This is a genomic window from Staphylococcus saprophyticus subsp. saprophyticus ATCC 15305 = NCTC 7292 (assembly GCF_000010125.1).
Classification (GTDB): domain Bacteria; phylum Bacillota; class Bacilli; order Staphylococcales; family Staphylococcaceae; genus Staphylococcus; species Staphylococcus saprophyticus.
Genome location: NC_007350.1, coordinates 2,205,080 through 2,229,941 on the forward strand (window position 1 = coordinate 2,205,080; position 24,862 = coordinate 2,229,941).

Annotated in this window: 30 protein-coding genes; 11 read left to right on the forward strand and 19 right to left on the reverse strand. The window is 33.3% G+C overall.

Features of this window, described 5'->3' with window-relative positions:
- Window positions 1-59: 59 nt before the first annotated feature.
- From SSP_RS10710 to nagB, 8 genes are all read right to left on the reverse strand, one after another.
- A complete protein-coding gene (locus SSP_RS10710) occupies window positions 60-1,472 on the reverse strand; it encodes an MFS transporter (RefSeq protein ID WP_011303778.1) in 1,413 nt (470 codons plus the stop codon).
- A 189-nt stretch (window positions 1,473-1,661) separates the two neighbouring features.
- Complete coding sequence (locus SSP_RS10715) at window positions 1,662-1,925, reverse strand: hypothetical protein (RefSeq protein ID WP_011303779.1); 264 nt, start codon at window positions 1,923-1,925, stop codon at window positions 1,662-1,664.
- Between the two features lies 1 nt (window position 1,926).
- Entirely contained in the window at window positions 1,927-2,289 is a 363-nt protein-coding gene (locus SSP_RS10720) for a hypothetical protein (RefSeq protein WP_011303780.1), read from the reverse strand.
- Window positions 2,261-3,403: a thiolase family protein gene (locus SSP_RS10725; protein WP_011303781.1), complete on the reverse strand. Its 1,143-nt coding sequence runs from the start codon at window positions 3,401-3,403 to the stop codon at window positions 2,261-2,263. Before SSP_RS10725 ends, SSP_RS10720 begins: the two co-directional genes overlap by 29 nt.
- Window positions 3,404-3,406: 3 nt before the next feature.
- Complete coding sequence (locus tag SSP_RS10730) at window positions 3,407-4,771, reverse strand: AMP-binding protein (RefSeq protein ID WP_011303782.1); 1,365 nt, start codon at window positions 4,769-4,771, stop codon at window positions 3,407-3,409.
- Between the two features lie 380 nt (window positions 4,772-5,151).
- Complete coding sequence (gene hxlB, locus SSP_RS10735) at window positions 5,152-5,700, reverse strand: 6-phospho-3-hexuloisomerase (protein WP_002484088.1); 549 nt, start codon at window positions 5,698-5,700, stop codon at window positions 5,152-5,154.
- A 1-nt stretch (window position 5,701) separates the two neighbouring features.
- Window positions 5,702-6,334 carry a 3-hexulose-6-phosphate synthase gene (hxlA, locus tag SSP_RS10740; protein WP_011303783.1) on the reverse strand — a complete coding sequence of 211 codons (633 nt, stop codon included), beginning with the start codon at window positions 6,332-6,334 and terminating at the stop codon, window positions 5,702-5,704.
- 119 nt (window positions 6,335-6,453) lie between these two features.
- Entirely contained in the window at window positions 6,454-7,182 is a 729-nt protein-coding gene (gene nagB / locus SSP_RS10745; protein ID WP_011303784.1) for a glucosamine-6-phosphate deaminase, read from the reverse strand.
- A 370-nt stretch (window positions 7,183-7,552) separates the two neighbouring features.
- Here nagB and SSP_RS10750 point away from each other — a divergent pair, with 370 nt between their 5' ends.
- From SSP_RS10750 to SSP_RS10765, 4 genes are all read left to right on the forward strand, one after another.
- Window positions 7,553-7,918, forward strand: a complete 366-nt coding sequence (locus SSP_RS10750) for a YojF family protein (protein WP_103314633.1) — start codon at window positions 7,553-7,555, stop codon at window positions 7,916-7,918.
- 12 nt (window positions 7,919-7,930) lie between these two features.
- Window positions 7,931-8,596, forward strand: coding sequence for a bacillithiol biosynthesis deacetylase BshB2 (gene bshB2, locus SSP_RS10755; RefSeq protein WP_002484092.1), 666 nt, complete (start codon window positions 7,931-7,933; stop codon window positions 8,594-8,596).
- Between the two features lie 14 nt (window positions 8,597-8,610).
- Window positions 8,611-9,489, forward strand: coding sequence for a GTP cyclohydrolase FolE2 (gene folE2 / locus SSP_RS10760; protein ID WP_002484093.1), 879 nt, complete (start codon window positions 8,611-8,613; stop codon window positions 9,487-9,489).
- Window positions 9,490-9,915: 426 nt separating this feature from the next.
- The gene (locus tag SSP_RS10765) at window positions 9,916-10,254 is read left to right on the forward strand and encodes a transcriptional regulator, SarA/Rot family (protein WP_011303786.1); all 339 of its coding nucleotides are present in this window, start codon (window positions 9,916-9,918) and stop codon (window positions 10,252-10,254) included.
- 73 nt (window positions 10,255-10,327) lie between these two features.
- Here SSP_RS10765 and SSP_RS10770 read toward each other — a convergent pair whose 3' ends face one another.
- From SSP_RS10770 to tadA, 3 genes are all read right to left on the reverse strand, one after another.
- A complete protein-coding gene (locus tag SSP_RS10770; RefSeq protein ID WP_011303787.1) occupies window positions 10,328-10,894 on the reverse strand; it encodes an NADPH-dependent FMN reductase in 567 nt (188 codons plus the stop codon).
- 18 nt (window positions 10,895-10,912) lie between these two features.
- Window positions 10,913-11,785 carry an HAD family hydrolase gene (locus tag SSP_RS10775; RefSeq protein WP_011303788.1) on the reverse strand — a complete coding sequence of 291 codons (873 nt, stop codon included), beginning with the start codon at window positions 11,783-11,785 and terminating at the stop codon, window positions 10,913-10,915.
- Between the two features lie 100 nt (window positions 11,786-11,885).
- On the reverse strand, window positions 11,886-12,377 hold the full coding sequence (gene tadA, locus SSP_RS10780; protein ID WP_011303789.1) for a tRNA adenosine(34) deaminase TadA: 492 nt from the start codon (window positions 12,375-12,377) through the stop codon (window positions 11,886-11,888).
- A gap of 64 nt (window positions 12,378-12,441) precedes the next feature.
- Between tadA and SSP_RS10785 the strand changes: the two genes are divergently transcribed.
- Both SSP_RS10785 and SSP_RS10790 read left to right on the forward strand, forming a co-directional pair.
- Window positions 12,442-13,059: a deoxynucleoside kinase gene (locus SSP_RS10785; RefSeq protein WP_002484098.1), complete on the forward strand. Its 618-nt coding sequence runs from the start codon at window positions 12,442-12,444 to the stop codon at window positions 13,057-13,059.
- On the forward strand, window positions 13,052-13,714 hold the full coding sequence (locus SSP_RS10790) for a deoxynucleoside kinase (RefSeq protein ID WP_011303790.1): 663 nt from the start codon (window positions 13,052-13,054) through the stop codon (window positions 13,712-13,714). The genes SSP_RS10785 and SSP_RS10790 overlap by 8 nt, the downstream gene beginning before the upstream one ends.
- A gap of 72 nt (window positions 13,715-13,786) precedes the next feature.
- On the opposite strand, the gene SSP_RS10795 is transcribed toward SSP_RS10790, so the two are convergent.
- Window positions 13,787-14,176 carry a hypothetical protein gene (locus tag SSP_RS10795; protein ID WP_011303791.1) on the reverse strand — a complete coding sequence of 130 codons (390 nt, stop codon included), beginning with the start codon at window positions 14,174-14,176 and terminating at the stop codon, window positions 13,787-13,789.
- An 85-nt stretch (window positions 14,177-14,261) separates the two neighbouring features.
- Window positions 14,262-14,954 carry an HAD family hydrolase gene (locus SSP_RS10800; protein ID WP_011303792.1) on the reverse strand — a complete coding sequence of 231 codons (693 nt, stop codon included), beginning with the start codon at window positions 14,952-14,954 and terminating at the stop codon, window positions 14,262-14,264.
- 217 nt (window positions 14,955-15,171) lie between these two features.
- On the opposite strand from SSP_RS10800, the gene SSP_RS10805 reads away from it, so the two are divergent.
- The gene (locus tag SSP_RS10805) at window positions 15,172-15,390 is read left to right on the forward strand and encodes a hypothetical protein (RefSeq protein ID WP_011303793.1); all 219 of its coding nucleotides are present in this window, start codon (window positions 15,172-15,174) and stop codon (window positions 15,388-15,390) included.
- A gap of 43 nt (window positions 15,391-15,433) precedes the next feature.
- Window positions 15,434-15,655 (forward strand): hypothetical protein, encoded by a 222-nt coding sequence (locus tag SSP_RS10810; protein WP_011303794.1) that lies wholly within the window; start codon window positions 15,434-15,436, stop codon window positions 15,653-15,655.
- 86 nt (window positions 15,656-15,741) lie between these two features.
- Here the strand turns inward: SSP_RS10810 and SSP_RS10815 are convergent, their stop codons facing one another.
- Window positions 15,742-16,818, reverse strand: coding sequence for a branched-chain amino acid aminotransferase (locus SSP_RS10815; RefSeq protein ID WP_011303795.1), 1,077 nt, complete (start codon window positions 16,816-16,818; stop codon window positions 15,742-15,744).
- A gap of 306 nt (window positions 16,819-17,124) precedes the next feature.
- Complete coding sequence (locus SSP_RS10820; RefSeq protein ID WP_011303796.1) at window positions 17,125-18,087, reverse strand: NAD-dependent epimerase/dehydratase family protein; 963 nt, start codon at window positions 18,085-18,087, stop codon at window positions 17,125-17,127.
- A 380-nt stretch (window positions 18,088-18,467) separates the two neighbouring features.
- Between SSP_RS10820 and SSP_RS10825 the strand changes: the two genes are divergently transcribed.
- Window positions 18,468-19,109, forward strand: coding sequence for a FusD family fusidic acid resistance EF-G-binding protein (locus SSP_RS10825; protein ID WP_011303797.1), 642 nt, complete (start codon window positions 18,468-18,470; stop codon window positions 19,107-19,109).
- A 275-nt stretch (window positions 19,110-19,384) separates the two neighbouring features.
- Here the strand turns inward: SSP_RS10825 and SSP_RS10830 are convergent, their stop codons facing one another.
- Window positions 19,385-20,275, reverse strand: a complete 891-nt coding sequence (locus SSP_RS10830) for a LysR family transcriptional regulator (RefSeq protein WP_011303798.1) — start codon at window positions 20,273-20,275, stop codon at window positions 19,385-19,387.
- Between the two features lie 123 nt (window positions 20,276-20,398).
- Between SSP_RS10830 and SSP_RS10835 the strand changes: the two genes are divergently transcribed.
- Window positions 20,399-21,583 carry an MFS transporter gene (locus SSP_RS10835; protein ID WP_011303799.1) on the forward strand — a complete coding sequence of 395 codons (1,185 nt, stop codon included), beginning with the start codon at window positions 20,399-20,401 and terminating at the stop codon, window positions 21,581-21,583.
- A gap of 112 nt (window positions 21,584-21,695) precedes the next feature.
- On the opposite strand, the gene SSP_RS10840 is transcribed toward SSP_RS10835, so the two are convergent.
- Window positions 21,696-22,049, reverse strand: a complete 354-nt coding sequence (locus SSP_RS10840) for a zinc ribbon domain-containing protein YjdM (RefSeq protein WP_011303800.1) — start codon at window positions 22,047-22,049, stop codon at window positions 21,696-21,698.
- Window positions 22,050-22,321: 272 nt separating this feature from the next.
- On the opposite strand from SSP_RS10840, the gene SSP_RS13295 reads away from it, so the two are divergent.
- Complete coding sequence (locus tag SSP_RS13295; protein WP_002484110.1) at window positions 22,322-22,453, forward strand: hypothetical protein; 132 nt, start codon at window positions 22,322-22,324, stop codon at window positions 22,451-22,453.
- 95 nt (window positions 22,454-22,548) lie between these two features.
- Here the strand turns inward: SSP_RS13295 and SSP_RS10845 are convergent, their stop codons facing one another.
- Window positions 22,549-23,025, reverse strand: a complete 477-nt coding sequence (locus SSP_RS10845; RefSeq protein WP_011303802.1) for an SRPBCC domain-containing protein — start codon at window positions 23,023-23,025, stop codon at window positions 22,549-22,551.
- Window positions 23,026-23,105: 80 nt separating this feature from the next.
- A complete protein-coding gene (locus SSP_RS10850; protein ID WP_011303803.1) occupies window positions 23,106-24,497 on the reverse strand; it encodes an amino acid permease in 1,392 nt (463 codons plus the stop codon).
- Between the last annotated feature and the right edge of the window lie 365 nt (window positions 24,498-24,862).

The window sequence follows — 24,862 nt, forward strand, 5'->3', positions numbered from 1 at the left end:
GTCGTTAAACTTGATGACAGCTTAAAATTCAATTTTTTAATTTAAAAATATTTATTTAATTAAACACGTTTGTCTTTTGCCCACCACATTGCTTTATCAGGATTATTGGCATAATACTCGTACTCTTCATCACTTTCAACATTAGGATAAGAACCTTTAAGTGATTTACCAGAGGTACTTACATGTAATAATGAGATAACGATAATACCAACAATACTTACTGCTGTTAGATAATATGCTGGAGATAATGGATCTCCTGTCTTCGCTACAAGTGATGATGCAATTAATGGCGTTGTACCACCAAATAGTGATACAGATACATTAAATGTTACTGCTAGTGTTCTATATCTTATATGTGTATAGAACATTGTAGGTAAAGAACCTGGCATCGTTGCTTCGTAAGTTGATAAGAAGAAACCTAAAACGAAGATACCAACGATTACAAAGATAATTGTTGTTGTTTGAATTAATGCAAAGGCACCAATACTCAATACAGCTGTACCGATAAGACCAATTAAGAATACTTTCTTCTCACCGATTCTATCTGCAACGCGTCCAAACATTAATGCTAATGGAATCATCACTGCCATGACTACAGTAATTAATACGGATACTGTTGTACTATCTAATTTCACAATTTCTTGTAAATATGATGGCATATATGAAGTTAACATATAGTTTGTACAGTTAAAGAACGCAACTGCCACAAAACAAACAATGATGTCTTTATAGTAGTATCTGACAATTGTTAAAAAACCAATATTATCTCTCTTCGGTTTCGATGCAAGTTCATTTTCATAAACAGGTGACTCTTCTAATTTTCTTCTTAAATAAAAACCAAATATACCTAAGAATAAACCTAAGATAAATGGAATTCTCCAACCCCATGTTGCCATTTGGTCATCACTTAAGAAGAAGAATAATAGTCCACTTAAAACAGACGCTGCAATATAACCGGATAATGTACCGATTTCTAAGCCACAACCTAATGTATTTCGTTTTCTATCTGGTGATGATTCTGCTACATAAACCATAGCACCTGCGTACTCTCCACCAGTTGAGAAACCTTGTAATACCCTACCTAGTAAGAGTAATATCGGTGCCCAAACGCCAATTTGATCGTATGTAGGTAATAATCCAATGATTAACGTTGAGAACGCCATCATAATAATAGTTGTCGTTAATACGACTTTCCGACCATATTTATCTCCAATAATACCGAAGATAATACCACCAACGGGTCTAAGTAAAAATGCAATCGCAAATGTCGCAAATGTAAAAATAGTCTTGAGTTGATCATTTTCAACCGAACTGAAAAAATTTTGCCCTAGTATGACCGCTAAATAAGAATACAAACCAAAGTCAAACCATTCCATCGCGTTTCCGATACCTGTGGCAAACACAGTTTTTTTAGCTGCTTTAGTATCAACCTTATTTATATTACTTTTATCAAAATCCTTTTCATAATCCATGAATGTGTCCACTCCCTTAACATGTGATATAATTATACGTAGTTAATTAATATTGTCAAATTGAATTAAGTTTTACAAAGGATTTCTAAATCATTTTTATATAAAAAATGTATATTGATGATTGCAAAAATTCATCATATGCATTTGATTTTTACAAATAAATAAAACTAAAATTAATGGATTATTTTTTTAAACTTTAATTATTTTAATTAGGGTTTCATCATGTTGATTTAAAATAACTACGATACTTTCGGAAACCATTTGGAATTGTATCAACTCATTTATCCCAACAGTTTCGATGTATTTAACGCGATATGATGTCCACTGTAATCGTTGACTTTGAAGTGCCATTTGCACAATCATTTGTCCAGGTACAATATGTGCATGAATCGGATTTTGGTCATTGATTAATTTTAAATAGGTGTTTATTTCTTTAGCGTTTATACTTAACATTTTAAAATTTCTCCATAAACGTTTGTCTGATAGTTATACATTTAGATTTATTTTTATAAATTTGCAATTCCAAGACATATTTCATAAATTGGCGTACCTTTTTCTGCTCTATCACGCACATTTGTGCTAAATAGTGTATATTCACCTTTATATCGTGTATTTGAGTAACTTGGGTTTCTCTAAGTTTGATTTCCTTTTTTTGAAACGGTTGAAATAACGTAAATTCGGGCCATAACTTGGCGCAATAAAGTGGTTGAACGACATCTTCTTCCGAAATATTAAAAAACGCATTATATTGCCGTACTGCTTCAGCATTAAATATGATTACTTTTGTCTCATAACCATCTTTCAAATAAGGCTGCATTGCCCATTCCTCCTCCAATACCCATTGTTGCAATAGTACGTTTATCATTTTTCATGTGAAATAAGCGAGTTACAAGTGCAGCCCCACTTGCACCATACGGATGACCAGTAGCAATAGCACCACCATATTTGTTCAACTTATGTGCTGGAATATCCAAACATCTTTGACTGGCTACTACTTGAGACGCGAATGCTTCATTTAATTCTATTGCGTTGATGTCTTCTATCGTCATCTTGTTTTTGCGAAGTAACTTAGAAACTGCAGGTACTGGACCCATACCCAGCAATGTCGGTTCTACACCTATTGTAATGCTATCTTTAAATATTAAGCCTTCCTTAAATTTATGTGCTAAAGCAGTTTTTTTATCCATAATCATAAGTAATACTGCCCCATCATTTTTCATACAACAATTTCCAGCAGTAACTGTCCCCTCTGACAATAAAGGGTTTAAGCGACTTAATGTGCGTACGTTTAATCTTTCTTTGATGCTATCATCTCTATTAAATATTTCACCTTTAGCACTTAAATTTATAATTTCTTGTTGAACGATATTGTTTTCATAGGCTTCTATTGTTTTTTTATGACTATTTAAAGCGTATTGATCTTGTTCTTCTCTTGTAATTCCATAGGTTTTAGCAACATTTTCTGCTGCTTCAATCATTGATGGGTCTTGTCCATCTGGTGCAAACGAAGCACGTTCAAAGAATTCCGGTAAATGTGTATCATAAACCGATTGTGGCCTTTTAATTTTCCATGGTGCTCTACTCGTACTTTCTACACCACCTGCAATATAAATATGACCTGCACCCGCTTGTATCATTCTACATGCATGAATGACCGCTTCTAATCCTGAACCACACTGTCTATCTATCGTTAAACCTGGTATATGTTCACTTAACCCTGCTTCAAGCAAAGCTTTTCTAGCAATATTTCCACCATTACCTACTACATTTCCAAGGATTACATCATCAATATGAGCCATCGCTTCTGAATAGGTTTCAGTTAAATGACGAAATAATGGTTTTAATAATGCTTCAGGTTCCAAATGTTTTAATGAACCGCCATATTTACCAAATGCCGTACGTTTCGCAGCCACAATAACAACTTCTGTCATAGTTTAAAGTGCTCCTTTCATATAACGCTGTTTCATAGTTTCACGTGCAATTTTCCCACTTTGGGTATGTTCCATTTTTTCTATTTTTAACAGTTTGGAAGGTATTTGATATCTCGCTAATCGCTTCGATAAAAATGCTCTTAGTTCGCTGTAAGTCACGTGTTCTGTGCCTGTATATAATAAAACAGCAATTTCTCCAAATTTTGTATGCGGTGCACTAATCACTAAAACCTCATGAAAACTTTCGAAATCTTGTACAGCACGTTCAACCTCTATTGGATAAACATTTCTCCCACCAATAATCATGCGGTCATGCTCACGACCGTGTAAATATAGATAGTTATGGGCATCCATAGATGCAAAATCACCTATGCCTATCCAACAATCACTTTGATGTGCATCATCAACATATCCACTAAAGACCATGTTACTCTTAACTTTTAATTTACCAATACCTTTGTCGTCAGGCTGCTCAAGATCAATTTTCACATTTGGAAATAGCTTACCCACCGAATGGCTAGGGGCTTCATTACCATAGTTATAACTTATAAAACTTGCTTCCGATGTTCCAAAGAATTCTATTAACGTTGCATTAGGAAAATGCGTAGCAACACGATTTCTCAAACTATAAGGTAATTTATCACCAGTAGAAAAAATATATTTAATTTGTTGTATTTCCAATTGTCCAGATACATAGGCATCTAACATTGTTGGAACTACAAACAAAGCACAATGATGGATTGTATGATCATTTTGCATCATGTCCGCTAATGTCTGAGCATCAAATTGCTGTTGTCCAATAAACGTTCGTCCTGTGTATAGCGCAAAGACACACACAAATAAAGATAATGAATGTGACAAGGGGCCAGGTGCAATCATAGTATCTATTTCAGTTTTCATTAATTTTTCTGTTTCTTCATAAGAATATATCCAAGATAATTCATTTCTATAATAAGCTTTAGGCAAACCTGTCGTTCCAGAAGTAAAGCCAATATGTAATACATCTTCGTGCCACTTGAGTTGTCCCTGTTCATTTTGCGTTTTTATCACTTCTAATTCACTATTTATTAAAAATGGGATGCCATAATGATCTATCAGTGTTTTAATCTGTTCTTCTGACCAACGATAGTCCAATATACAAGGAATACATTGATGATGAAGCATGGTTAAATATAATTCTATGGTGGTTAAAGGATCTTCAATTAGTAACCCCACATAACTATATTGTGGTATATGCTGAAACTGTTGTTTATACCATTTCATATTTTGTACTAACCCTGCATACGTTTGTTTATCTCGTCCAAAGTCTAAAGCATATTGATTGGGTTGTTTTTTCGCATAATCATCCATTTTCTTTAATAATTCCACTATGATTCCCCCACTGTTTGTTAACCTTCATAACAAATATGTTAACATTAAAACTGCTAAATAGCATGAATCTTTCCTTGTGGTAAATATGAACTTATATTTTCCATTTTCACCTCAATTAAGCGTTCATTTGGGTAATGATAAGTCAATATTCGAATTACATTTCATTAATTATGGGGAGTCATCCCATTTTGGTAATCAACCTAAAATAACCACTCTAAACCGTTGCATTTGTGTCACTAACTTGCAAAACGATTAAATACAAAATAGTAATTAAAAATTGTTTAAACCTGAGCATAAAAAAGTCGACAAAGCATTTATAACTTTGTCGACTCTCGAAAATCTAAGCAACACTGCTTAAATTTTTAATCGCTACTCAATTATTCTAAATTAGCGTGATTTTGTTGCATTGTTTCTTCATCCACGTTCAGTTCAGACATTAAATCTAAAACAATACTATCTAATAATATCTGTGATGCCTGTTCAAAAAGACTACCTAAAGGTTGCGTTGATCCCTCAGCATCATATTTCGTGCCAGCTGGTAACTCAATCACTGCATTTGCAAGTTTACCAATCGCTGAATTAGGACTTGTCGTTAGTAATACAACTTCAGCTCCAACACTTTTAGCCTTTTCAGTTAAGATACGCAAGTGCTCTGTAGAACCAGAGCCAGAAATAACAACAAATAAATCATCTTTCGTAATCGATGGTGTTGTTGACTCTCCGACCACATGCGCATATTTGCCTAATTGATTTAAACGCATAGCAAAACTATTCGCTACAAATCCAGAGCGACCTTTACCAGCTACAAAGACTTGGTTCGCTTTGACTACTTGTGCTAAAAAAGCTTCCGCCTCATTATCTCTCACATGTGATAGTGTATGGTCTAATTCATCTAAAATTAAGCGATAATTTGTAATTTCAGTCATATTATCTGCCTTCAATCGCATCTTTACATGCTTTTGCAGCTGCTACTGGATCATCTGCATTAGCAATACCGCCACCTACGACAACTAAATCTGGTTCTTCTGCTACAACCTCTTTAATTGTATCTGGTTTGATACCACCGATAACAGCTACCTTAGAATTATTAATAACTGATTTAACTTGGCGTAAGCTTTCTAATGGTGATTCACCTTCAGCTTGTAAATCATAGCCAGTGTGTACAGCAATATAATCTGCACCTAATTCATCTAATTCTTTAGCACGTTTTTGTAAATCTTGTACTGCAATCATATCCACTAATAGCTCTTTGCCATTTTTATGCGCCTCTTCAACTGCACCTTTGATAGATGCATCTTCAGCAACACCTAAGATTGTTACTACATCAGCACCAAATTTAACTGCTTGGCTTACTTCATAATCTGCTGCATCCATAATTTTTAAATCTGCTAAGACTTTTACGCCATCAATATTATCGTTTAGATATTGTACTGCTGGTAAACCTTCGTTAATCACAATAGGTGTACCAATTTCTACGATATCTACATAATCTTTTACTTTATTTGCAAGCTCTGCCGCTTCTTCTTTATTTAATAAATCAATTGCTAGTTGTAATTCCAAAATGATCATCCCTTCTTGAATTAAATTATCAAAGCCATAACATGGCTAAACTTACTGATTACTCATTAAAATCATTTACCTAAAATGTCTACCCGTTTCATAAAATTTAAAACGAATTTCTATAATCGAGGTGCCGCTTCGTCATCAACATATATTTCTACATTTGGATGTGCATGTAATATCGTAGCAGGCACATCGCTGTTCACTTCATTTTCTGCTAATTTTTCAATAGCAGCTCTTTTTTTCTCACCAAAAGCTAATAAAATAATTCTATGCGCTTTTAATATGGTAGATAAGCCCATAGAAACTGCTTGTTTGGGCACATCTACTTCGTTATCGAAATAACGACTATTTGCACTAATTGTACTTTCTGTTAAATCAACGATATGCGTTGCGCTATTAATATCTGTGCCTGGTTCATTAAAACCAATATGACCATTTTCACCAATACCTAGAATTTGAATATCTACTGGACCTTTTTGATTAATCAATTGTTCATAGCGTTTCGTTTCATCGTTTAAATTGTCGGCATCCCCGTTTGGTATATGAAGTAATGATGGATTAAAATAAGGATATTGTTTAAATAGCATCTCATTCATATAACTATGGTAACTTTGCTCATGCTGTGCATCGAGTCCGACGTATTCATCCAAATTAAACGTTTCAATTTCACTAACATCTAATTTGTTTTTTCTTAATAATTGCACCAAAAAGCGATATACGTCTACCATCGTGCCACCTGTAGCTAGTCCTAATTTACTATGATTTTGTTGGCTCATTTGTTTATATAATTCACACGCCACATAAAATGAAGCATATCCGCTTGTACCAAGATTTGTTATTTTCATATACGTGCCCTCCCCGTAAATAAATACAAAACGACTCTAATCTATCCATATACTTACATATACTTACACTTACTTATTATACGTGATTATCTTATTTTTGACAGAAATCGAATTCCTACATCATACTTAACAAAAAATTATAAAATACTTACGATTTATTGAGCATAGAGATACATTTATGATGTACTTTTTAGTAGAATGGAAAGATAATCAAAAATACAATCTTATCTATAAAATTTACTTTTCAGGTAGAAAATGTATAAAAGTCGGTTTACACTAAGATATGGACTGATTTATTAATGAATACGATACCGAAAAATGATTTCAATAAATGAATTTTGTAAAATTAGGTTCTGAAAGCAAGGAGGCAATGAATTTGGAAGAGATCGAATATGACAAAGTACAAACTTTACTTTCATCATATGAGCATAAACCTGTATACCTTCACGTTGAAACGACAAATGGTGCATATGCTGCCCACTTCGACCAACGCGTATTTAATGCCGGTACTTTTTTAAGAAATATTCAAGTTACTTATGAACATGCTCAACTCAAAGGTGGTAACAAAGACCCTTATCGTGTTGGACTCAAACTAAAAGATAATGGTTGGGTTTATGTACAAGGATTAACGCATTTCGAAGTCAATGAAAATGATGAATTTCTATTAGCTGGATTTAATTATGAAGGACAATTAGCCGCTGCCTTAGAAATCAGTACAACACCATTTAAAGCGTAAGGAGGGCATATCATGTCAGAGGAAAGCCAAGTATTAGTCATTTTTCCGCATCCAGATGATGAGTCATTCTCATCTGCAGGCACATTAGCACGATATATTGATCATGGCGTACCGGTTACGTATGCATGTTTAACATTAGGTCAAATGGGCCGTAATTTAGGTAATCCGCCTTTTGCAACACGCGAAACACTTCCGGATATTCGTGAAAAAGAATTAGAAAACGCAATGGAAGCCATAGGCATAACTGACTTGCGTAAAATGGGATTAAGAGATAAAACGGTGGAATTCGAACCCCATGATGAGATGGACGCAATGGTTCAATCGCTAATCGATGAATTACACCCATCTGTTATCATCTCATTCTACCCGCAATTTGCTGTGCACCCAGACCATGAAGCGACTGCAGAGGCTGTCGTTAGAACAGTTGGTCGCATGCCAGCATCTGAAAGACCACGTTTACAACTCGTAGCATTTAGTAATGATGCACCAGAAAAACTAGGTGCCCCTGATATACTAAATGAGATCAGTGATTATAAAGAGGTAAAACTTCGCGCATTTGAAGCCCATTCATCTCAGACAGGTCCTTTTTTAAAACAATTAGCCACACCTGAAGTATCTGGAGAAGCACAAAGTTTCTTAGAAGTAGAACCTTATTGGACTTATAACTTTGAATCTTAAGTGGAGGCAATAGCATGACAGAATTTGACTTATCTACACGTGAAGGTCGTTGGAAACATTTTGGATCCGTCGACCCAATAGAAGGTACGAAACCAACAATAAAAGAAGAAATGAAAGATTTACAAAGCACCCATAAAAACTTCTTATTTGAAATAGAAGAAGTCGGTATTAAGAATCTGGTTTATCCAGTACTTGTTGATCGTTTCCAGACTGCTGGTAATTTTAGCTTTTCAACTAGTTTAAACCTAGACGAAAAAGGGATTAACATGAGCCGTATTTTAGAAAGTGTTGAAAAACATTACCATAACGGTATTGAATTAGATTTTGATGCACTATACCAATTATTACGCAGCCTACAAGAACGTATGAATCAAAATGCTGCAGGATTAGACGTATCAGCAAAATGGTTTTTTGACCGTTTTAGCCCAATAACACAAATTAAAGCAGTTGGACATGCGGACGTCACTTATGGTTTAGCAATTGATAAACAAAATGTGACACGTAAAGAAATTACGATTGAAGCAGCGGTAACGACACTATGTCCTTGCTCTAAGGAAATCAGTGAATATTCTGCACACAATCAACGTGGTATTGTAACTGTGAAGGCATACATTAATAAAGACATTGAGCTGATTGATAATTACAAAGATGTGATTTTAGATGCCATGGAAGCCAATGCAAGCTCTATATTATACCCTATCTTGAAAAGACCGGATGAAAAGAGCGTAACGGAACGTGCATATGAAAATCCTAGATTTGTTGAAGACCTCATTCGCTTAATCGCAGCAGATTTAGTCGATTTTGATTGGCTCGATGGCTTCGATATTGAATGCCGTAATGAAGAATCTATTCATCAACACGATGCATTCGCAAAATTAAAATATAGAAAATAATCATTATGACTTAGCATATGTGTACCCCTCTTGATTCGGTTGCGCATATGCTTTTTTGTCATTTTTCATTTAATTTATTTTCATTCTAAATTCATCTCAATTTTTATCAAAGTAAAATTTTAATATGTTATGTTAAAATTTACACCCTAAATTTTGCAATAATATATTAATATTAAAACAATAGATATTAATAATTAAATTTCGCTGATGTTCTATAGACAATTTCCATATTAAAATTATTATGGCAGTATTTCTATCTCAATTTAATCATACAAATTGTTGATAATAATAAAATGGATTATGACCAAACATGGCATCTCCTTTTCTAGGAAAACTAATCCATTTTCCTAAAATTACTTATGAAAGCAAATGCGTTATGACTCTATACATTCATTAGCGGATTTAAAAAGAAATGAGAGGTTAGATATGAATACAATTTTATATGAAAAAAACAGAAACATCATAAAAAAGGCAATCAAGAAAGATTTAGGTTTAACATTTTTAGAAATTATTATTTTAGAACAATTGAAATACCTAAACAAAGAAAAAATTGATGCGGTCGAACTTAAAAGACATTTGAACATTGACAATACACCGATTTCGATTCAAATAAATAACCTGAGTAACTTCGGTTTATTTACAAAATCACGCGATGAACATGATGAACGACGCATCTATTTACATAGTATTGATTTTGACAAAATCACTAAAATTATACGACAGTATCATTCGATTGTTTCTAATATCTTAAAAATAAACAGTTAATCAAAAGCGCCTATAGATTACCTATATCTGATAGATAACCTATAAGCGCTTCTTTGTTGCTTATTGAACTGACTTATTTTAAATGTTCATATGGACTGTTTTTTACAAATGAAATAATTTGATCTACAAATAAACGCGCACGTAATTGAAATTCTTCATTAGCTAAATAATATGTACCATCGTCTAATTTTTTAAAATCCGTATCATGTGTAGCAATTTGTGTAGGTACTGCAATACCTAATAGCGAACGTACAATTAAACGTAAATGTGACAATGGTTCAGAACTGACAATACCACCACTATTACCTATTAATCCTACTGGTTTCATTTTAAAATCATCCATTGTTAAATGGTCTAAAGCATTTTTTAAAATACCTGAGTAAGAACCGTGATAATTAGGACTACCTAGTACGAAAAAATCAGCTTCTCTTGCTTTAGTTTTCAATGTTTGTAAATTATTTTTATAACTTTCACTTAGATTAGATGCTCCAGAAACATCAAGTTGGTGGATAGGTTGCTCCGCCAAATCAAAAATTTCAACATCAAAGTCATGTTCTTCAAAATGACCTTTCAAATATTGAGATAGTGCTGTTGTATGTGACCCCACTTTAGCACTACCAACTATAATTAAACCTTTCATTTATTACTTCACCTCATACTATTTTTTGTTATTTTCTTGAAGTAGTTTCATAATCGCTTTACCGACACCACTTTCTTCATTTGAATCCGTTGTGTACGTCGCGACTGCTTTTACTTCTGGTGCTGCATTTGCCATAGATACCGAATAACCTACTCGCTCTAACATAGAAATATCATTCATGTTATCTCCAATGGCCATTACGTTTTCCATATCAATATTTAATCGCTCAGCAATTGTTTCCAATGCAATGCCCTTTTGAGCATCTGAATGTGTGATTTCAATATTACCTCTAGATGAGGATGAGATGGCAAGACTTTCTGATTGTGCTAATTTTTCACTCACACGATCAATCTTTGCTAAATCACTATCAAATGCCAATATTTTCATCACAATTTCACCCGGTGTATCCTCAATTTTGTCATAATTATCTACAACTTTTAATGTGCCATTATCAATACGCTTTTGAATACCTGCTTTAATCTTTTCAACATCCGCTTTTTGACCTGCACGTTCTGCAATATCGATATAGATTTCTAAGTCTCGTTGAGGATTTTCAGTATAAATACCTAAATTTGTATATACTTGATAATATATATCTTCTGACTTTAACTCATTTGTAATTCGATTATTCAATTCACGATTTAAATTGGATGTACTCATAATATTAAATGATTCATCTCTAACTTCGGCACCATTCAAGCAAATATAAGGTAGTTTTAAATCTGTTTGATTTACCGGAGAATTCGCCTCATAAAAAGCACGCCCTGTTGCTATAACAACTGTAATACCTTGGGATTGTGCATACTTTATAGCTTTTATATTTTCTTCCGATATTTCATGTGCAGCATTTAGTAACGTCCCATCCATATCTGTAGCAATTAAATTTATCATTTGTTTACCTCTTTCTCTTCTAAGATCGATAACACAAAATCAATTATATATGATTCTCATTTGCCATAATTTTGTAACATATCCATATTCTATCAAATGTTTACTTTTTTGTATTATCGGCTGTTCGAATGAATTTTTTATTTTTTCTTATATTTTTAAAAAACGCAGTTAATAACTGACTACAAGATTCTTCTAAAATGCCAAATTCTACTGTTGCCCGATGATTAAATCTTGGTTCTTGCAACAGATTCATTAGACTGCCGGCACACCCACCTTTGGGGTCCTTAGCTCCATATATCACAGAAGGAATACGACTCATCACTATACTCCCCGCACACATCACGCACGGTTCTAAAGTTACATAAAGAGTACAGCCTTCTAGTCTCCAACTTCCTAAAGCAGCTGCAGCGCGTTGAATCGCAATATGTTCAGCATGTGCAGTTGGATTTTGTTCAGATTCACGTAAATTATGCGCTCTAGCAATAATTTCATCATTTTTTACAATAATTGCACCGATAGGTACTTCACCTATATTGCCAGCTTTTTTTGCTTCTTCAATCGCAACTTCCATATAAAATTCATGATTTGTCATGTATCTCACACACCTCACATATGGTACAATATTTATTGTCTATTTTAACATTGGAGCGGTAAATATGAAAAAACAATTTATTGCTGTGGAAGGTCCGATTGGTGTCGGAAAATCTTCTTTAGCACATAAACTTAGTCAAACTTATAAATATTATGAAGAAAAAGAAATTATCACAGAAAATCCATTTTTATCAGATTTTTATGAAGATATTTCCAAATGGAGCTTTCAAACAGAAATGTTCTTTTTATGTAATCGATATAAACAATTTCAAGATCTCGCATTAATTGAAAACGGTATTGTCAGTGATTACCATATTTATAAAAATAAAATTTTTGCAAATAATACCTTAACTACGACGGAATACAATAAATTTTCAAGAATCTATGATATTTTAACCGAAGATTTAGAAATGCCTAATATGATTATCTTTTTAGACGCTGATTTGGCTACACTAAAATCACGTATTGCGCACCGTAATCGGAGCTTTGAACATCAAATTGCAGATGATTATTTATTAAATTTAAAACGTGATTACAATGACTATTACGAATCTTTAAAGAACGATGGTGAACGTGTCATACGTATTGATACGACACACCTTGATTTTATGAAGTATGAGAACGATTATAATTATATTTTAGAATTAGTGAAGCCACTGATTGGAGGACATGAGCATGAATAATTACGGTATCCCGCAAGATGCTGTCATTACTATCGCCGGAACTGTAGGCGTTGGTAAATCAACATTAACAAAAGCTTTAGCAGAGCGCTTTAATTTTAGAACTTCATTTGAAAACGTAGACCACAACCCTTATCTGGATAAGTTTTATAATGATTTTGAGCGTTGGAGTTTTCATTTACAAATTTATTTTTTAGCAGAACGTTTCAAAGAACAAAAACGAATGTTTGAATATGGTGGCGGTTTTATTCAAGACCGTTCTATTTATGAAGATGTCGATATTTTTGCGAAAATGCATCAAGAACAAGGTACGATGAGTCCTGAAGACTTTGAAACTTATTCTGAATTGTTTAACGCAATGGTCATGACACCTTACTTCCCTAAACCAGATGTATTAATTTATTTAGAGTGCGATTATGACGATGTCATCAATCGTATTCAACAACGTGGCCGTCAAATGGAAATTGAAACGGATACCGCATACTGGCAAAAATTATATCAACGTTATGAAGATTGGATTAGCGAGTTTAATGCTTGTCCAGTTGTTCGAGTCAATATTAATGAATATGATCTGCACGAAGATCCTGAAACACTCAACCCAGTTATTGACAAAATTCGCAACGTCATCGAAACATATCGTAAAGTCGATCAACGTTAAATTCAGTATTTTAAAAGAAAGTCACTCCACTAGGTTTTGGTCGGAGTGACTTTTTATGCGTATAACAGTAAATTACTCAATATGGCTACGGTAAATAATTTTTTCAATTTCATCGTCTGTCACATATTTACTGTAATAATGTTCATCCGTTTGTGCTAAACCAAAGGTACTTGCCTTATCTTGGTCTTCTGTTCCGATATATAGTTGACCTTCCGTATCTTGATACAAATCAAAGATTGCACCACCATATCGCGCTTCTTGATATAATGCGTAAAGCTCATCGATATCATCACGTGCTACTTGTTTAAAATATAATGTATGTTTAGAATGTTTTATTGTTTTAGCTTCAAACCCTATATCTAACGCTCGTTCATCTTCAGTGACCAACACCACGTCATTACTTATCATTTCCACAACTTTAAACGTCTCGCCATGATAATCTGCATACTTCCCATCAATCATTTTGATCACCTCAATATTTAAAATTAAATATTAAAAAAGTCATAATATACGTTAAGCATATTATGACATATTTTAGACACTGCGCCTATTTTTTTAATATTTTTACGATATCATTTGCTGTTTCTACAGTATAATCCGCTTGGGTAAATTCCTCTGCTAATCCTACACCAGTTAACACCGCAACTTTTAATCCGAGCTGTGCATTAACACCCGTTTGCATATCATTTGCTGTATCACCAACGATAGCGACGTCTTCAGGAGCAACATCATATTGATTAAATAATGGATTTAATACTTCTGGATTTGGCTTTTCGACTGCATTCGCTTCGGTTGAAATAATAACATCAAAAAAGTGATTAAATTGAGTAATCTCTAAAAATTGCTCGACACCTTTTTTCGAATCACTTGTAACAATGCCCATTTTATATCCTTGATTCTGTAATGTTTTTAACGTATCCTCGATACCTTCAACCAATACATTTTCAGGCACCCTATTATCTACTAAAGTTTGACTGCGCGCTTGTGCCCATTTTGTGACATCTTGACCAGCAATATCACAAAACGCTTGCACCATTTCATCCAGTGCACCTGAAGCCATGATTGTACCCGGCTGTATTTCACCGTCAACCACACCTAAATGTGCATATGCTGCTGACTTATCATCAATATCTTGATCATACTTTTCCATAAAATCATCTACTAATTGTAGCCCAATCTTCATCCAACTACGATCAAAATATATAATCGTGCCATCTTTATCAAATAAAATCCATTTCATGCTTGAACAGCTCCTATAATTTCGCTTAATTAAAATAATTCACGCTTTATATTTTAGTACAAAAATGTCACACGAAACAAATATTGTAACTGAATTTGATTTAATTGCATGTATCTGATACTTAACTTAATTTGCGTTCTATACGTATTATGTTATCATAATGTCAAAAAATATAAATTGTGCAAAAACATTTAAATATTACAAAGGGGTTTTTAAAATGGGTTACTTTATAGTATTTGTAATTATTGCAGTATGTATTGGTATCTATTTTTCAAAAAGAGATGAACCCATGTCACCATCAAGTTGGTTTAAAGGTATCGGTGTCATTGCATTTGCCATGGTCATTGTCAATGGATTCTATCATGTAGATGACATTAAGCAAGGTGGAGAAAATGGCGTAAAGCAAGCTGAAAACAGAGAAAACACACAAAAGTAACCAGCTACAACTATTTTCATTCGATTAATAAAGGGGTAAGCGTATGATGATTTATGCAATTACTTTTATTATCGTTAGCATTTTAATCGGTATTTATTTTTCGAAAAGGGACAAACCGATGTCACCGTCAAGTTGGTATAAAGGCATTGCCGTGATTATTTTATCCTTATTTGCTGTTAGCTTTTTTGATAGTCTCGATGTATTCATACAAAATTTTAAAGAAGGCATCAACGAAGATGTAGCGAATGACATTTCAAAAAATTAATATCGATTAGCGGCCGTCATTCAAATAGATATCATCCTAAAAAGGTTGGTAACGCATGCGCGTTACCAACCTTTTTAGGATCAATTTTAATATCTTGGTACTACGACTCTCCATCCTTGTGGATCATCAAGTTTACCACTTTGAATACCAGTATAATGATCATATAAGTTTTGTGTGATTTCACCAGTTTCATTATTATTAATTACGATTTCTGTCTCACCGTATTTTAATTGGCCTACTGGAGAAATGACTGCTGCTGTACCTGTACCGAATACTTCTGTTAATTCGCCCTTATTGTGCGCTTCAATCAATTCATCGATAGATACTTTGCGTTCTTCCACTTCATAGCCTAAGTTTTGAGCTAACTCAATCACTGTCTTACGTGTGATACCCGGTAAAATACTACCATTTAATTCTGGTGTTACCAATTTACCATTTTCAACGAAGAAGATATTCATACTTCCGACTTCTTCCACGTATTTTTGTTCAACACCATCTAACCAAAGTACTTGATCATAACCTTGAGCTGAAGCGTTAGATTGCGCTAATAAGCTTGCTGCATAGTTACCTGCAACTTTAGCATAACCTACACCGCCGCGTACGGCACGCACATATTGATCTTCGACATAAATTTTAGTTGGGTTGAGTGATGCACCACCATAATATGAACCCGATGGAGATAATATAATTAATAATTTATAAGAGTATGAAGGACGTACACCTAAAATACCTTCTGTCGCAAAAACATATGGACGAATATATAATGATTGTCCTTCACCTTCCGGTACCCAATCACGTTCAACATCTACAAGTTGTTTTAAACCATCTAATACCACTTCTTCGTCTACTTGTGGCATATCCAAGCGTGCCAACGATTTATTAATACGCTTGAAGTTCTCTGATGGACGGAATAAATCAACTTCTCCATTATGTTTATAAGCTTTTAAGCCTTCAAATACAGATTGACCATAATGAATACCTTGTGCTGCTGGAGAAATTTCTATTGGACCATAAGGTACAATTTTTAAATCATGCCATCCTTGATCGATATCATAGTCGAAACTCAACATATAATCAGTGAAGTATTTCCCGAAACCTAATTCACTTGGATCCGGTTTTTCTTTAAGTGTTTCACGCTGTACAAATTTAATTTTTTCTGACATGACTGCTTCCTCCCAATGTTTATTCTTAAGTATTATATTAAATTATACCAATCCACTAGTCTGTGTTCAATAATTTTCAAAAAATTTCAAATAAACCAACAATATGTATCTTGGATAATCAAACCACTGTTCGTACATTAATTTATGGTTTAATTGCTCGCATTTTGTATTAAAATCGCTGTTATTTAAACAAAAAAGAAGCAGAACCTATAGTCGACATACACTTCGTTAATGTCATCACCTAAAATAGTGAAATGCTTAACAACTGTATATCAAACTATGTCCGAGCTTCAAAAAATGTATGCTTTATTTTACTTCTGCTTTCTCTTTGCCTTCTATAGCGTCTAACATCACTTTTGTCATTGCACTTAAATCATATTGAGGATCAAAGCCCCATTCTGCTCTAGCACAACTTACATCAATACTATTTGGCCAACTATCTGCAATGGATTGTCTAACTGGATCTACGTCGTAATCTAATTTAAAGTCTGGATAATATTCCTGAATCGCTTCTTTAACCATTTCTGGTTCAATACTCATCGCACTTAAATTATATGCATTACGATTAATTAATTTAACACCATCTGCTTCCATTAATTGGATAATCGCATTAATGGCATCTTCCATAAACATCATATCCATAAATGTATCTTTCGCGATAAAGCTTGAGTATTGCCCTTCTCTAACTGCTTTAAAATAAATATCTACAGCATAATCTGTTGTGCCGCCACCTGGTTCTTTAATATGCGAAATCAAACCTGGAAATCTAACACTGCGTGTATCTACACCAAATTTTTCAAAGTAGTATTGGCATAGCAATTCTCCAGCAACTTTATTCACACCATACATTGATGTAGGACGTTGAATCGTAACTTGAGGTGTATTAACTTTAGGTGTTGACGGACCAAAAGCACCAATAGAACTTGGTGTAAAGAATTGTAATTTATATTCACGTGCTACTTCTAATGCATTCATTAAACCACCCATATTTAAGTCCCATGCAAACAATGGATTTTTCTCAGCAGTTGCTGATAATAATGCAGCCATATGCATCATTGTGTCTGGTTTGAATGATTCAACCAATTCATCCATACGTGCTTTGTCTGTCACATCTAAAATTTCAAATGGACCATTTTTTAGTGCAGAGCCTTCTTCAGGTTCTCTAATGTCAGTGGCTAAGACATTGTCATTTCCATATAATGTTCTACATTTTACAACTAACTCAGTTCCAATTTGTCCTAATGCACCAGTAATCATAATTTTTTTCATATTTCTATCTCCCTTGTATATTACAGAAACTGTAATGTATTTCCCTCGTGTACAATAACCTTATTTTCACCTATATTATATTATAAAAACGCTTTATTGTATATATCGAAAGAACATTTATTTTAAAAATATATAGTCCACACAATAATTGATTGCGATTTCAATATTATATTATTAAACCGGATTTGACACATAAACGATAGCCTGTTATAAGATAATTATTAAACATATATGGAGATGATGATATGTTGCACAAAAATGCTACATTATTAATACAAAGTGTTCGATTAACGTAGTCGATGCTTTGTAATTTAATTCCTTATCACAAGGCATCTAACTTATGCATGTAAGCTATATTTATGTGAGAGGAACTAATAAAAATGGAAAAACAACTTTACCCTTATCAATTTAACTATATAAAAGAACGCGTTGCACATTTAGTCAATGCTTATAATTCGGTCAACGATCCCAATACAATCGCTTCAATCAAAGATGTCACACGTGATGAAATACTTAGTACATTTAACTCAAGAAACACTACCATTCGTTCAAACGTTGAAAAGCTTATGAATGTACAACTTACCAAAGAACAAGCTCAAAAAATTTTAACGACCATACAAATGTATGTTAAGCCATTTGAACACCCGAGTAATAAACAAGTCACTAACCTTTTTAAAAAAGTTAAAAAGCTAAAAACACCACTTATCAGTGATGAAGTGCTACAAACAAGTACGTATATCGGTTGGAATGATATTGCTTCAAATAGAAAATTCATCATTTATTATGATAACTTTGGAAAATTAAACGGTGTATACGGAGACATTTCTAACCAAACTGTCAAAAGTTTCTGCTCTATTTGCAATAAAGAATCCCGTGTTGCTCTATTTATGCGAAAAACACGTACTGGCAATGATGGCCAATATACCAAAAAAGGTGACTACATTTGTTTTGATAGCACATTATGTAACCATCAAATATCCGATTTATCGCACTTCCATCATTTTTTGAATAAGATTCAATAAACCAAAAACGGGCCCTATTATTAGGGCCTTTTTTTGATATAGACAACCCCACCTATTCATGTGTCGGATTTGTCTATTGTCATATTTATGTTATTACTTAAAATAACTATCAATACCTTTAAATTTGTAGCGTATTATGCTTTTCATACCATAAAGGCTGTTATTAGGGACGACTTCTGGAAAAAACGCTAACCGAAGATTACAGGCTAAGGTGGTGCCTGCGGAAAGCGTGCACAAAAACTGTCGACAAAGTCAGTTTTTATTAGGCCTTATACTCACTTTCTTAAATAATCAATAAACGTTCGAATCGTTTGTTCATTTGTTCTATCTGAATGAGTGATAGCAGTAAAATAAATATAATAGTCAAAAGGCGCACCAATAGGTAACATTTCAATGAGACCATTTAAAATAAACGGATCATCTTCAAGCATCAAACTAGAAACAATACTGACACCTAACCCTTCAGATACTGTTTTTATCAAAACGCTAGGATTATTTGTACGAAAAACAATTTTCAGCGGACCATTTTCATCTTCAAATTGCTTAAAATTATGATGATAAAAATTGCGGTCATATAATACAAATGGATATTGTTGAATAGCTTCCATTTCAACCGTATCTTGTAATGATAATTTAGATTTTTTAGGTACAATCAATCTGAAATTTGTAGATATATTAAGCGAATTAGAGACGATGGTCTGCCCAAATGTTTCACTTTCAGTCTTCCCAATCAAGCCAATATCCACCTCATTGTCCTCTACCATTTTCATAATTTTGTCTCTGTCACTTTCAATCACTTCAACCTCAATGTGTGGATAATCCTTTTTAAAGGTAGACAATGCTTTGGGTATAATTTTGTTAAATAATGTCGGTATCGTCGCAATTTTAAGTGAGCCTGCAATATTTGAATGCATGGCATCAACCTCTGATATTAAATGTGTTTTTGCTTCTAAAATATCAATGATTAAAGGGATTATTTTTTTACCTACCTCAGTTGGCAACGTGCCTTTTCGAGATCGATCAAACAGTTTATAGCCAAGTTCTGCTTCTAAATTTGCAATCGATTGACTCATTGCAGATTGACTAATATGCATCGCTTCCGAAGCATGAACGATGGATTCTGTTTCATAAATTTTTTTAACATAAGCTAATTGTTCAAAATTCATAACTTCACCCCTTTTTACATAAGCGTTTCTTATATAAATATTAAAAATACTAATTTTACATTAGCACACGTTAATCATTATAATAAATAGTGTATGAAAAAATAATTAAAGGACGGTCTTCTTATGTATGATAAACTCTGGTCGAAAGATTTTATCTCTATTACCTTTGTAAATTTTTTAATGTATTTAATTCATTATACGTTAATTGTTACCGTAACTATATTTACCATTGATAAATTCCATGCATCCGAAAGTATGGGTGGCTTAGCTGCCGGTATCTTTATCATCGGTATGCTTTTCGGTCGTTTAGCATCTGGGCGCGTAATTGACAATCTACAACCTAAAAAAGTATTGCTATTCGGCATTATCTTTTCAATTATTACTGTTGGCTTATATTTCCTTATTAGCAGTCTATTTTTATTAATGCTTGTGCGACTATTACATGGGATAGCGTTTGGTTTGGCTTCGACAGCAACTGGAACAATTTCATCAAGAATTATTCCTGAAAAACGTAAAGGTGAGGGCATCGGTTATTACGCCCTCAGTGTTACCACAGCATCAGCAATTGGTCCTTTTTGTGGCATTGTATTGAACCAACGATTCGGTTTCGAATCTATTTTCATTGTTAGTTTGGTTATCATCATCATTGCGTTCATTGCCGCACTATTTATTAAAGGATTACCAAAACCACCTGTTGAGAACAACGATGAAGTAGAAAATAAAGGCATTCGTGCATACATTCAAAAAGAAGCACTACCTATTTCATTTGTCGTTATATTCGTCGGCATTGCTTATTCAAGCGTATTGTCTTTCTTAACTGTTTATACGGAACAAATAAATTTAGCGACTGCATCTAGTTTCTTCTTTATTGTTTATGCAGTCAGCACCTTTGTTACACGTCCATTTACAGGAAAAATTTATGATGCCTATGGTGAAAATAAAGTCATGTACCCTGTGTTATGTAGCTTTGCAATTGGCTTAGTACTGTTAGCAATCACACACACAAGTCTATTGTTACTTATTTCAGCTATATTTGTAGGTATCGGTTATGGAACGATTGTCCCAAGTGCGCAAGCCATTGCCATTCAACAATCACCTGTTGATAAAATTGGTTTAGCAACCTCAACATTCTACATGTTTACTGACTTTGGCGCTGGTATTGGTCCATTCGTATTAGGTATCATGGTGCCAATCATGGGATATCGTTATCTATATATCACGATGGCTATTGTAGTCATTGCATCCATTATCCTTTACTACTTTATGCATGGTAGAAAAGCGATACATTACCCAAGCACCAGCAATTGATAAACTTATAATCATTAATACATCCAACAGAAATCAAATGATTAAAAGTAACATATAACAATGGAGTGCCGCAAAATAACATTTCTGCGGCACTCCCTATTTTTATCCAATATTAGTTTTTTAATTTTTTAACAAGTGACGATTTCAATCCAACTAGACCAATCTTATCCACTTTAGCATCAATATCGTGACCATCTTCAGGTTCTACGATACGGATACTTTTCACTTTAGTACCTTGTTTTATGACAAATGAAGTGCCTTTTACTTTCAAATCTTTAATCACAGTGACCGAATCACCATCTACTAGTTCATGACCATTCACATCTCTTGTAATTTGCGCTTCCATATTTTCTTTATTTTCAGTTTCAGACCATTCGTGACCACACATTGGGCAAACAAGTAGGTTACCATCTTCATATGTGTAACTAGATTCACATTTTGGGCAATTAGGTAAAGTATATTCCATAATTAAACCTCCGATAAGTTATTATTTAGCTGATAATCTACCATATTATAAAATATAAACTCTATTTTCTCCACTTTTTTTATTAAAGTTTGTTCTGTTTTTTTATTTTTTCTTCAGCCATCCACAACCGCTACAAAGCTTATTTCATGCTAAAAATAAATTCAAATTCAATTTTTATTTTTTAAATTCCCAAAAAATAATCAGAAAAATGTTTGTTTAATGATATAAGTGGAAAAGTACTTGTGTCACAAATCATAAAGGAGGCTTTTATAATGAGTAAATTTGATGATTTTAAAGACCAAGCAAAAGACAAAGTAGACGAAGTGAAAAACGACAAAGATAAACAAAAAGAAGTTAAAGATCAAGCTCAAGATAAAGCAAAAGACTTAAAAGATAAATTTTAAGCTTTCTAAATTATCTTGAATCTAAATACTGTTAAATAAAAGCATCTGTCAGTACATTAATTGTACTGACAGATGCTTTTTTGTATATTTAAGAATTATTTTAAATTTAATTTTTCTGCAATTTCTTGCTTTTTACTATCAAAGTCTAATGCTTGTTGATCTATAGATGATCCAGTTTCAGCAACCTGCTTAATGTTTTCCATTTGGAACTGCCAGCCTGCAAAATCAAGTATAATATGTGGAAATGCAAACGGTAAACATTCATCGAAAATCAATACCGTTTCTTTACCAGCATCATGTAAATCAAACCTTACGGTACCAATATCCCATGTATAGCCAATTGTTTCATTTTCTTCAAAGGCTGTAATTTCCATTTCTTCGTCGTCTTGCCCATCCATTTGGAATTTCATCTTACCACCAACTTGACGGTCTTCAAATGATAATTGTGGAAACCATTGTTGAATACCTTCTGTTGTGCTTAAAAGTTTAAACACTGTTGCTACATCTTGTTCAATGATTATTTTTAATGTTTGATATGCACCTTGTTCATCTTTAGAATATACAGCTTCCATATGAATATGCCCCTTTCGATTTACAATCGCCTCATTTTGAAACACATATGAATTGATAGTACTGCTATTCCCATCTTATTTTATTTTAATCCTAGGTCTGATTGGTTATTCACTTCTAATTTTCGCGCTTTTCTTGTATATCTTAAATAAATCAAGCCAAGTAAGATAAACCACAGTGGTGATAATACAACACCCATTCTTGTTTCTGGTACAACAAGTAAGATAATCAATACGAATACAAAGAATAGCTGTACCATTCTTGCCATATGAATACCCCCGGGCAATTTAAAGTCACTCTTTTTATGTAATTCAGGATGTGTTTTAACGTATTTTGCATAGGCATGAACAATAAACATCCATACAGCGACTAATAAAATTGTTGAAATTGCTGTGACATAAAAGAACACTTGTGTTGCGTTCGGTATTAAATAATTTAATAACACCGTAATAGATAACAAAGCGCATGTTACCAATATTGCTATATAAGGCACACCTTTTTTATTTGTTTTCATTAATAAATGATGTGTTTGTTTTTTCTCAGATAACCCAAATAAGATTCTACTATTTGCAAATATACCACTATTACATGCCGATGATGCTGCAGTTAATACCACAAAGTTTATTAACCCCGCTGCAAATGGCACACCAATAAGTGCAAATAAACTTACAAATGGACTATTATTTGGATCAATATCTTGCCATGGAATAATGGACATCATCACCGCTAATGCACCAACATAAAATAATAATATTCTGATTGGTACACTGTTAATTGCTTTCGGTATCGTTTTTTCAGGATTTTTTGTTTCTCCAGCTGTTATACCTAATATTTCAATACCTGTAAATGAAAAGACAACCATTTGGAATGACATGAAAAAGCCAGATGCACCATGAGGGAACCAACCACCATTATTATAAACATTAGAGACCCCCGTCTTACCAAAAGGTGTTTGAATTGCAAATACAATCATGACAATACCAATAACTATCAATGCAATGATTGTTACAACTTTTATAATTGCAAACCAAAATTCTAATTCACCAAACATTTTTGTACTTGTTAAATTAAAAGCCATAAGAATCAATATACAAGACAAAGATGTGACCCAATTTGGTAAATCGGGTATCCAAAATTCTACATATTTTGCAACTGCAGTAATTTCTGCCATCCCTGAAGTAATCCAAGTTAACCAATACGTCCACCCGGTTACAAATCCTGCAAACGGACCAATCTGATCGTGCGCAATATCTGCAAATGTTTTATATTCTGTATTAGAAAGTAACATCTCACCCATTGCACGCATAAACATAAACAATACAAAACCGACAATAATATACGTGAGTAAAATCGATGGCCCCGTTAAACTAATGGACTGACCAGCCCCTAAAAATAAGCCAGTTCCAATAGCTCCACCAATCGCAATAAGTTGAATATGTCTATTACTCAACTCTCTGTTCAAAGTATTTGTCATAAATCTTGCCCCAATTCCAATTGTTTTAAAGCATCATTAATATATCGCCTTAGCTTATTAGCCCCTTTGTTATCAATTAATAAACTAATGTAATGATTACATGCATATATCTCAATAATGCTTGGTTGTATAATATTCTTTTTTTCTGAAAATTACAACTAATGCTATAAATCATTTTTGATAATTTTGTATTTTTACATTTTTGATTTTTTAACTCTTTAATTGATTAAAACAATAAACTATAATCTCATTTTTAATATTTGAATTTCTTTTTTAACCATTAAATATCATGTGCCTTGATGAAATAAAAAATAGCACACTTTTATTACTTAACGACATCGTTAAAATAAAAAGTGTGCTCTGAT

Coding starts and splice junctions, on each gene's coding strand:
- SSP_RS10710 (WP_011303778.1), bottom strand. CDS start 1,472: ATGGATTATGAAAAGGATTTTGATAAAAGTAATATAAATAAGGTTGAT.
- SSP_RS10715 (WP_011303779.1), bottom strand. CDS start 1,925: ATGTTAAGTATAAACGCTAAAGAAATAAACACCTATTTAAAATTAATC.
- SSP_RS10720 (WP_011303780.1), bottom strand. CDS start 2,289: ATGCAGCCTTATTTGAAAGATGGTTATGAGACAAAAGTAATCATATTT.
- SSP_RS10725 (WP_011303781.1), bottom strand. CDS start 3,403: ATGACAGAAGTTGTTATTGTGGCTGCGAAACGTACGGCATTTGGTAAA.
- hxlB (WP_002484088.1), bottom strand. CDS start 5,700: ATGACTGAAATTACAAATTATCGCTTAATTTTAGATGAATTAGACCAT.
- nagB (WP_011303784.1), bottom strand. CDS start 7,182: ATGAAAATAACAAATCTTGGTACAAGCGGATATGCTTCATTTTATGTG.
- SSP_RS10750 (WP_103314633.1), top strand. CDS start 7,553: ATGAATTTGGAAGAGATCGAATATGACAAAGTACAAACTTTACTTTCA.
- bshB2 (WP_002484092.1), top strand. CDS start 7,931: ATGTCAGAGGAAAGCCAAGTATTAGTCATTTTTCCGCATCCAGATGAT.
- folE2 (WP_002484093.1), top strand. CDS start 8,611: ATGACAGAATTTGACTTATCTACACGTGAAGGTCGTTGGAAACATTTT.
- SSP_RS10765 (WP_011303786.1), top strand. CDS start 9,916: ATGAATACAATTTTATATGAAAAAAACAGAAACATCATAAAAAAGGCA.
- SSP_RS10770 (WP_011303787.1), bottom strand. CDS start 10,894: ATGAAAGGTTTAATTATAGTTGGTAGTGCTAAAGTGGGGTCACATACA.
- SSP_RS10775 (WP_011303788.1), bottom strand. CDS start 11,785: ATGATAAATTTAATTGCTACAGATATGGATGGGACGTTACTAAATGCT.
- tadA (WP_011303789.1), bottom strand. CDS start 12,377: ATGACAAATCATGAATTTTATATGGAAGTTGCGATTGAAGAAGCAAAA.
- SSP_RS10785 (WP_002484098.1), top strand. CDS start 12,442: ATGAAAAAACAATTTATTGCTGTGGAAGGTCCGATTGGTGTCGGAAAA.
- SSP_RS10790 (WP_011303790.1), top strand. CDS start 13,052: ATGAATAATTACGGTATCCCGCAAGATGCTGTCATTACTATCGCCGGA.
- SSP_RS10795 (WP_011303791.1), bottom strand. CDS start 14,176: ATGATTGATGGGAAGTATGCAGATTATCATGGCGAGACGTTTAAAGTT.
- SSP_RS10800 (WP_011303792.1), bottom strand. CDS start 14,954: ATGAAATGGATTTTATTTGATAAAGATGGCACGATTATATATTTTGAT.
- SSP_RS10805 (WP_011303793.1), top strand. CDS start 15,172: ATGGGTTACTTTATAGTATTTGTAATTATTGCAGTATGTATTGGTATC.
- SSP_RS10810 (WP_011303794.1), top strand. CDS start 15,434: ATGATGATTTATGCAATTACTTTTATTATCGTTAGCATTTTAATCGGT.
- SSP_RS10815 (WP_011303795.1), bottom strand. CDS start 16,818: ATGTCAGAAAAAATTAAATTTGTACAGCGTGAAACACTTAAAGAAAAA.
- SSP_RS10820 (WP_011303796.1), bottom strand. CDS start 18,087: ATGAAAAAAATTATGATTACTGGTGCATTAGGACAAATTGGAACTGAG.
- SSP_RS10825 (WP_011303797.1), top strand. CDS start 18,468: ATGGAAAAACAACTTTACCCTTATCAATTTAACTATATAAAAGAACGC.
- SSP_RS10830 (WP_011303798.1), bottom strand. CDS start 20,275: ATGAATTTTGAACAATTAGCTTATGTTAAAAAAATTTATGAAACAGAA.
- SSP_RS10835 (WP_011303799.1), top strand. CDS start 20,399: ATGTATGATAAACTCTGGTCGAAAGATTTTATCTCTATTACCTTTGTA.
- SSP_RS10840 (WP_011303800.1), bottom strand. CDS start 22,049: ATGGAATATACTTTACCTAATTGCCCAAAATGTGAATCTAGTTACACA.
- SSP_RS13295 (WP_002484110.1), top strand. CDS start 22,322: ATGAGTAAATTTGATGATTTTAAAGACCAAGCAAAAGACAAAGTAGAC.
- SSP_RS10845 (WP_011303802.1), bottom strand. CDS start 23,025: ATGGAAGCTGTATATTCTAAAGATGAACAAGGTGCATATCAAACATTA.
- SSP_RS10850 (WP_011303803.1), bottom strand. CDS start 24,497: ATGACAAATACTTTGAACAGAGAGTTGAGTAATAGACATATTCAACTT.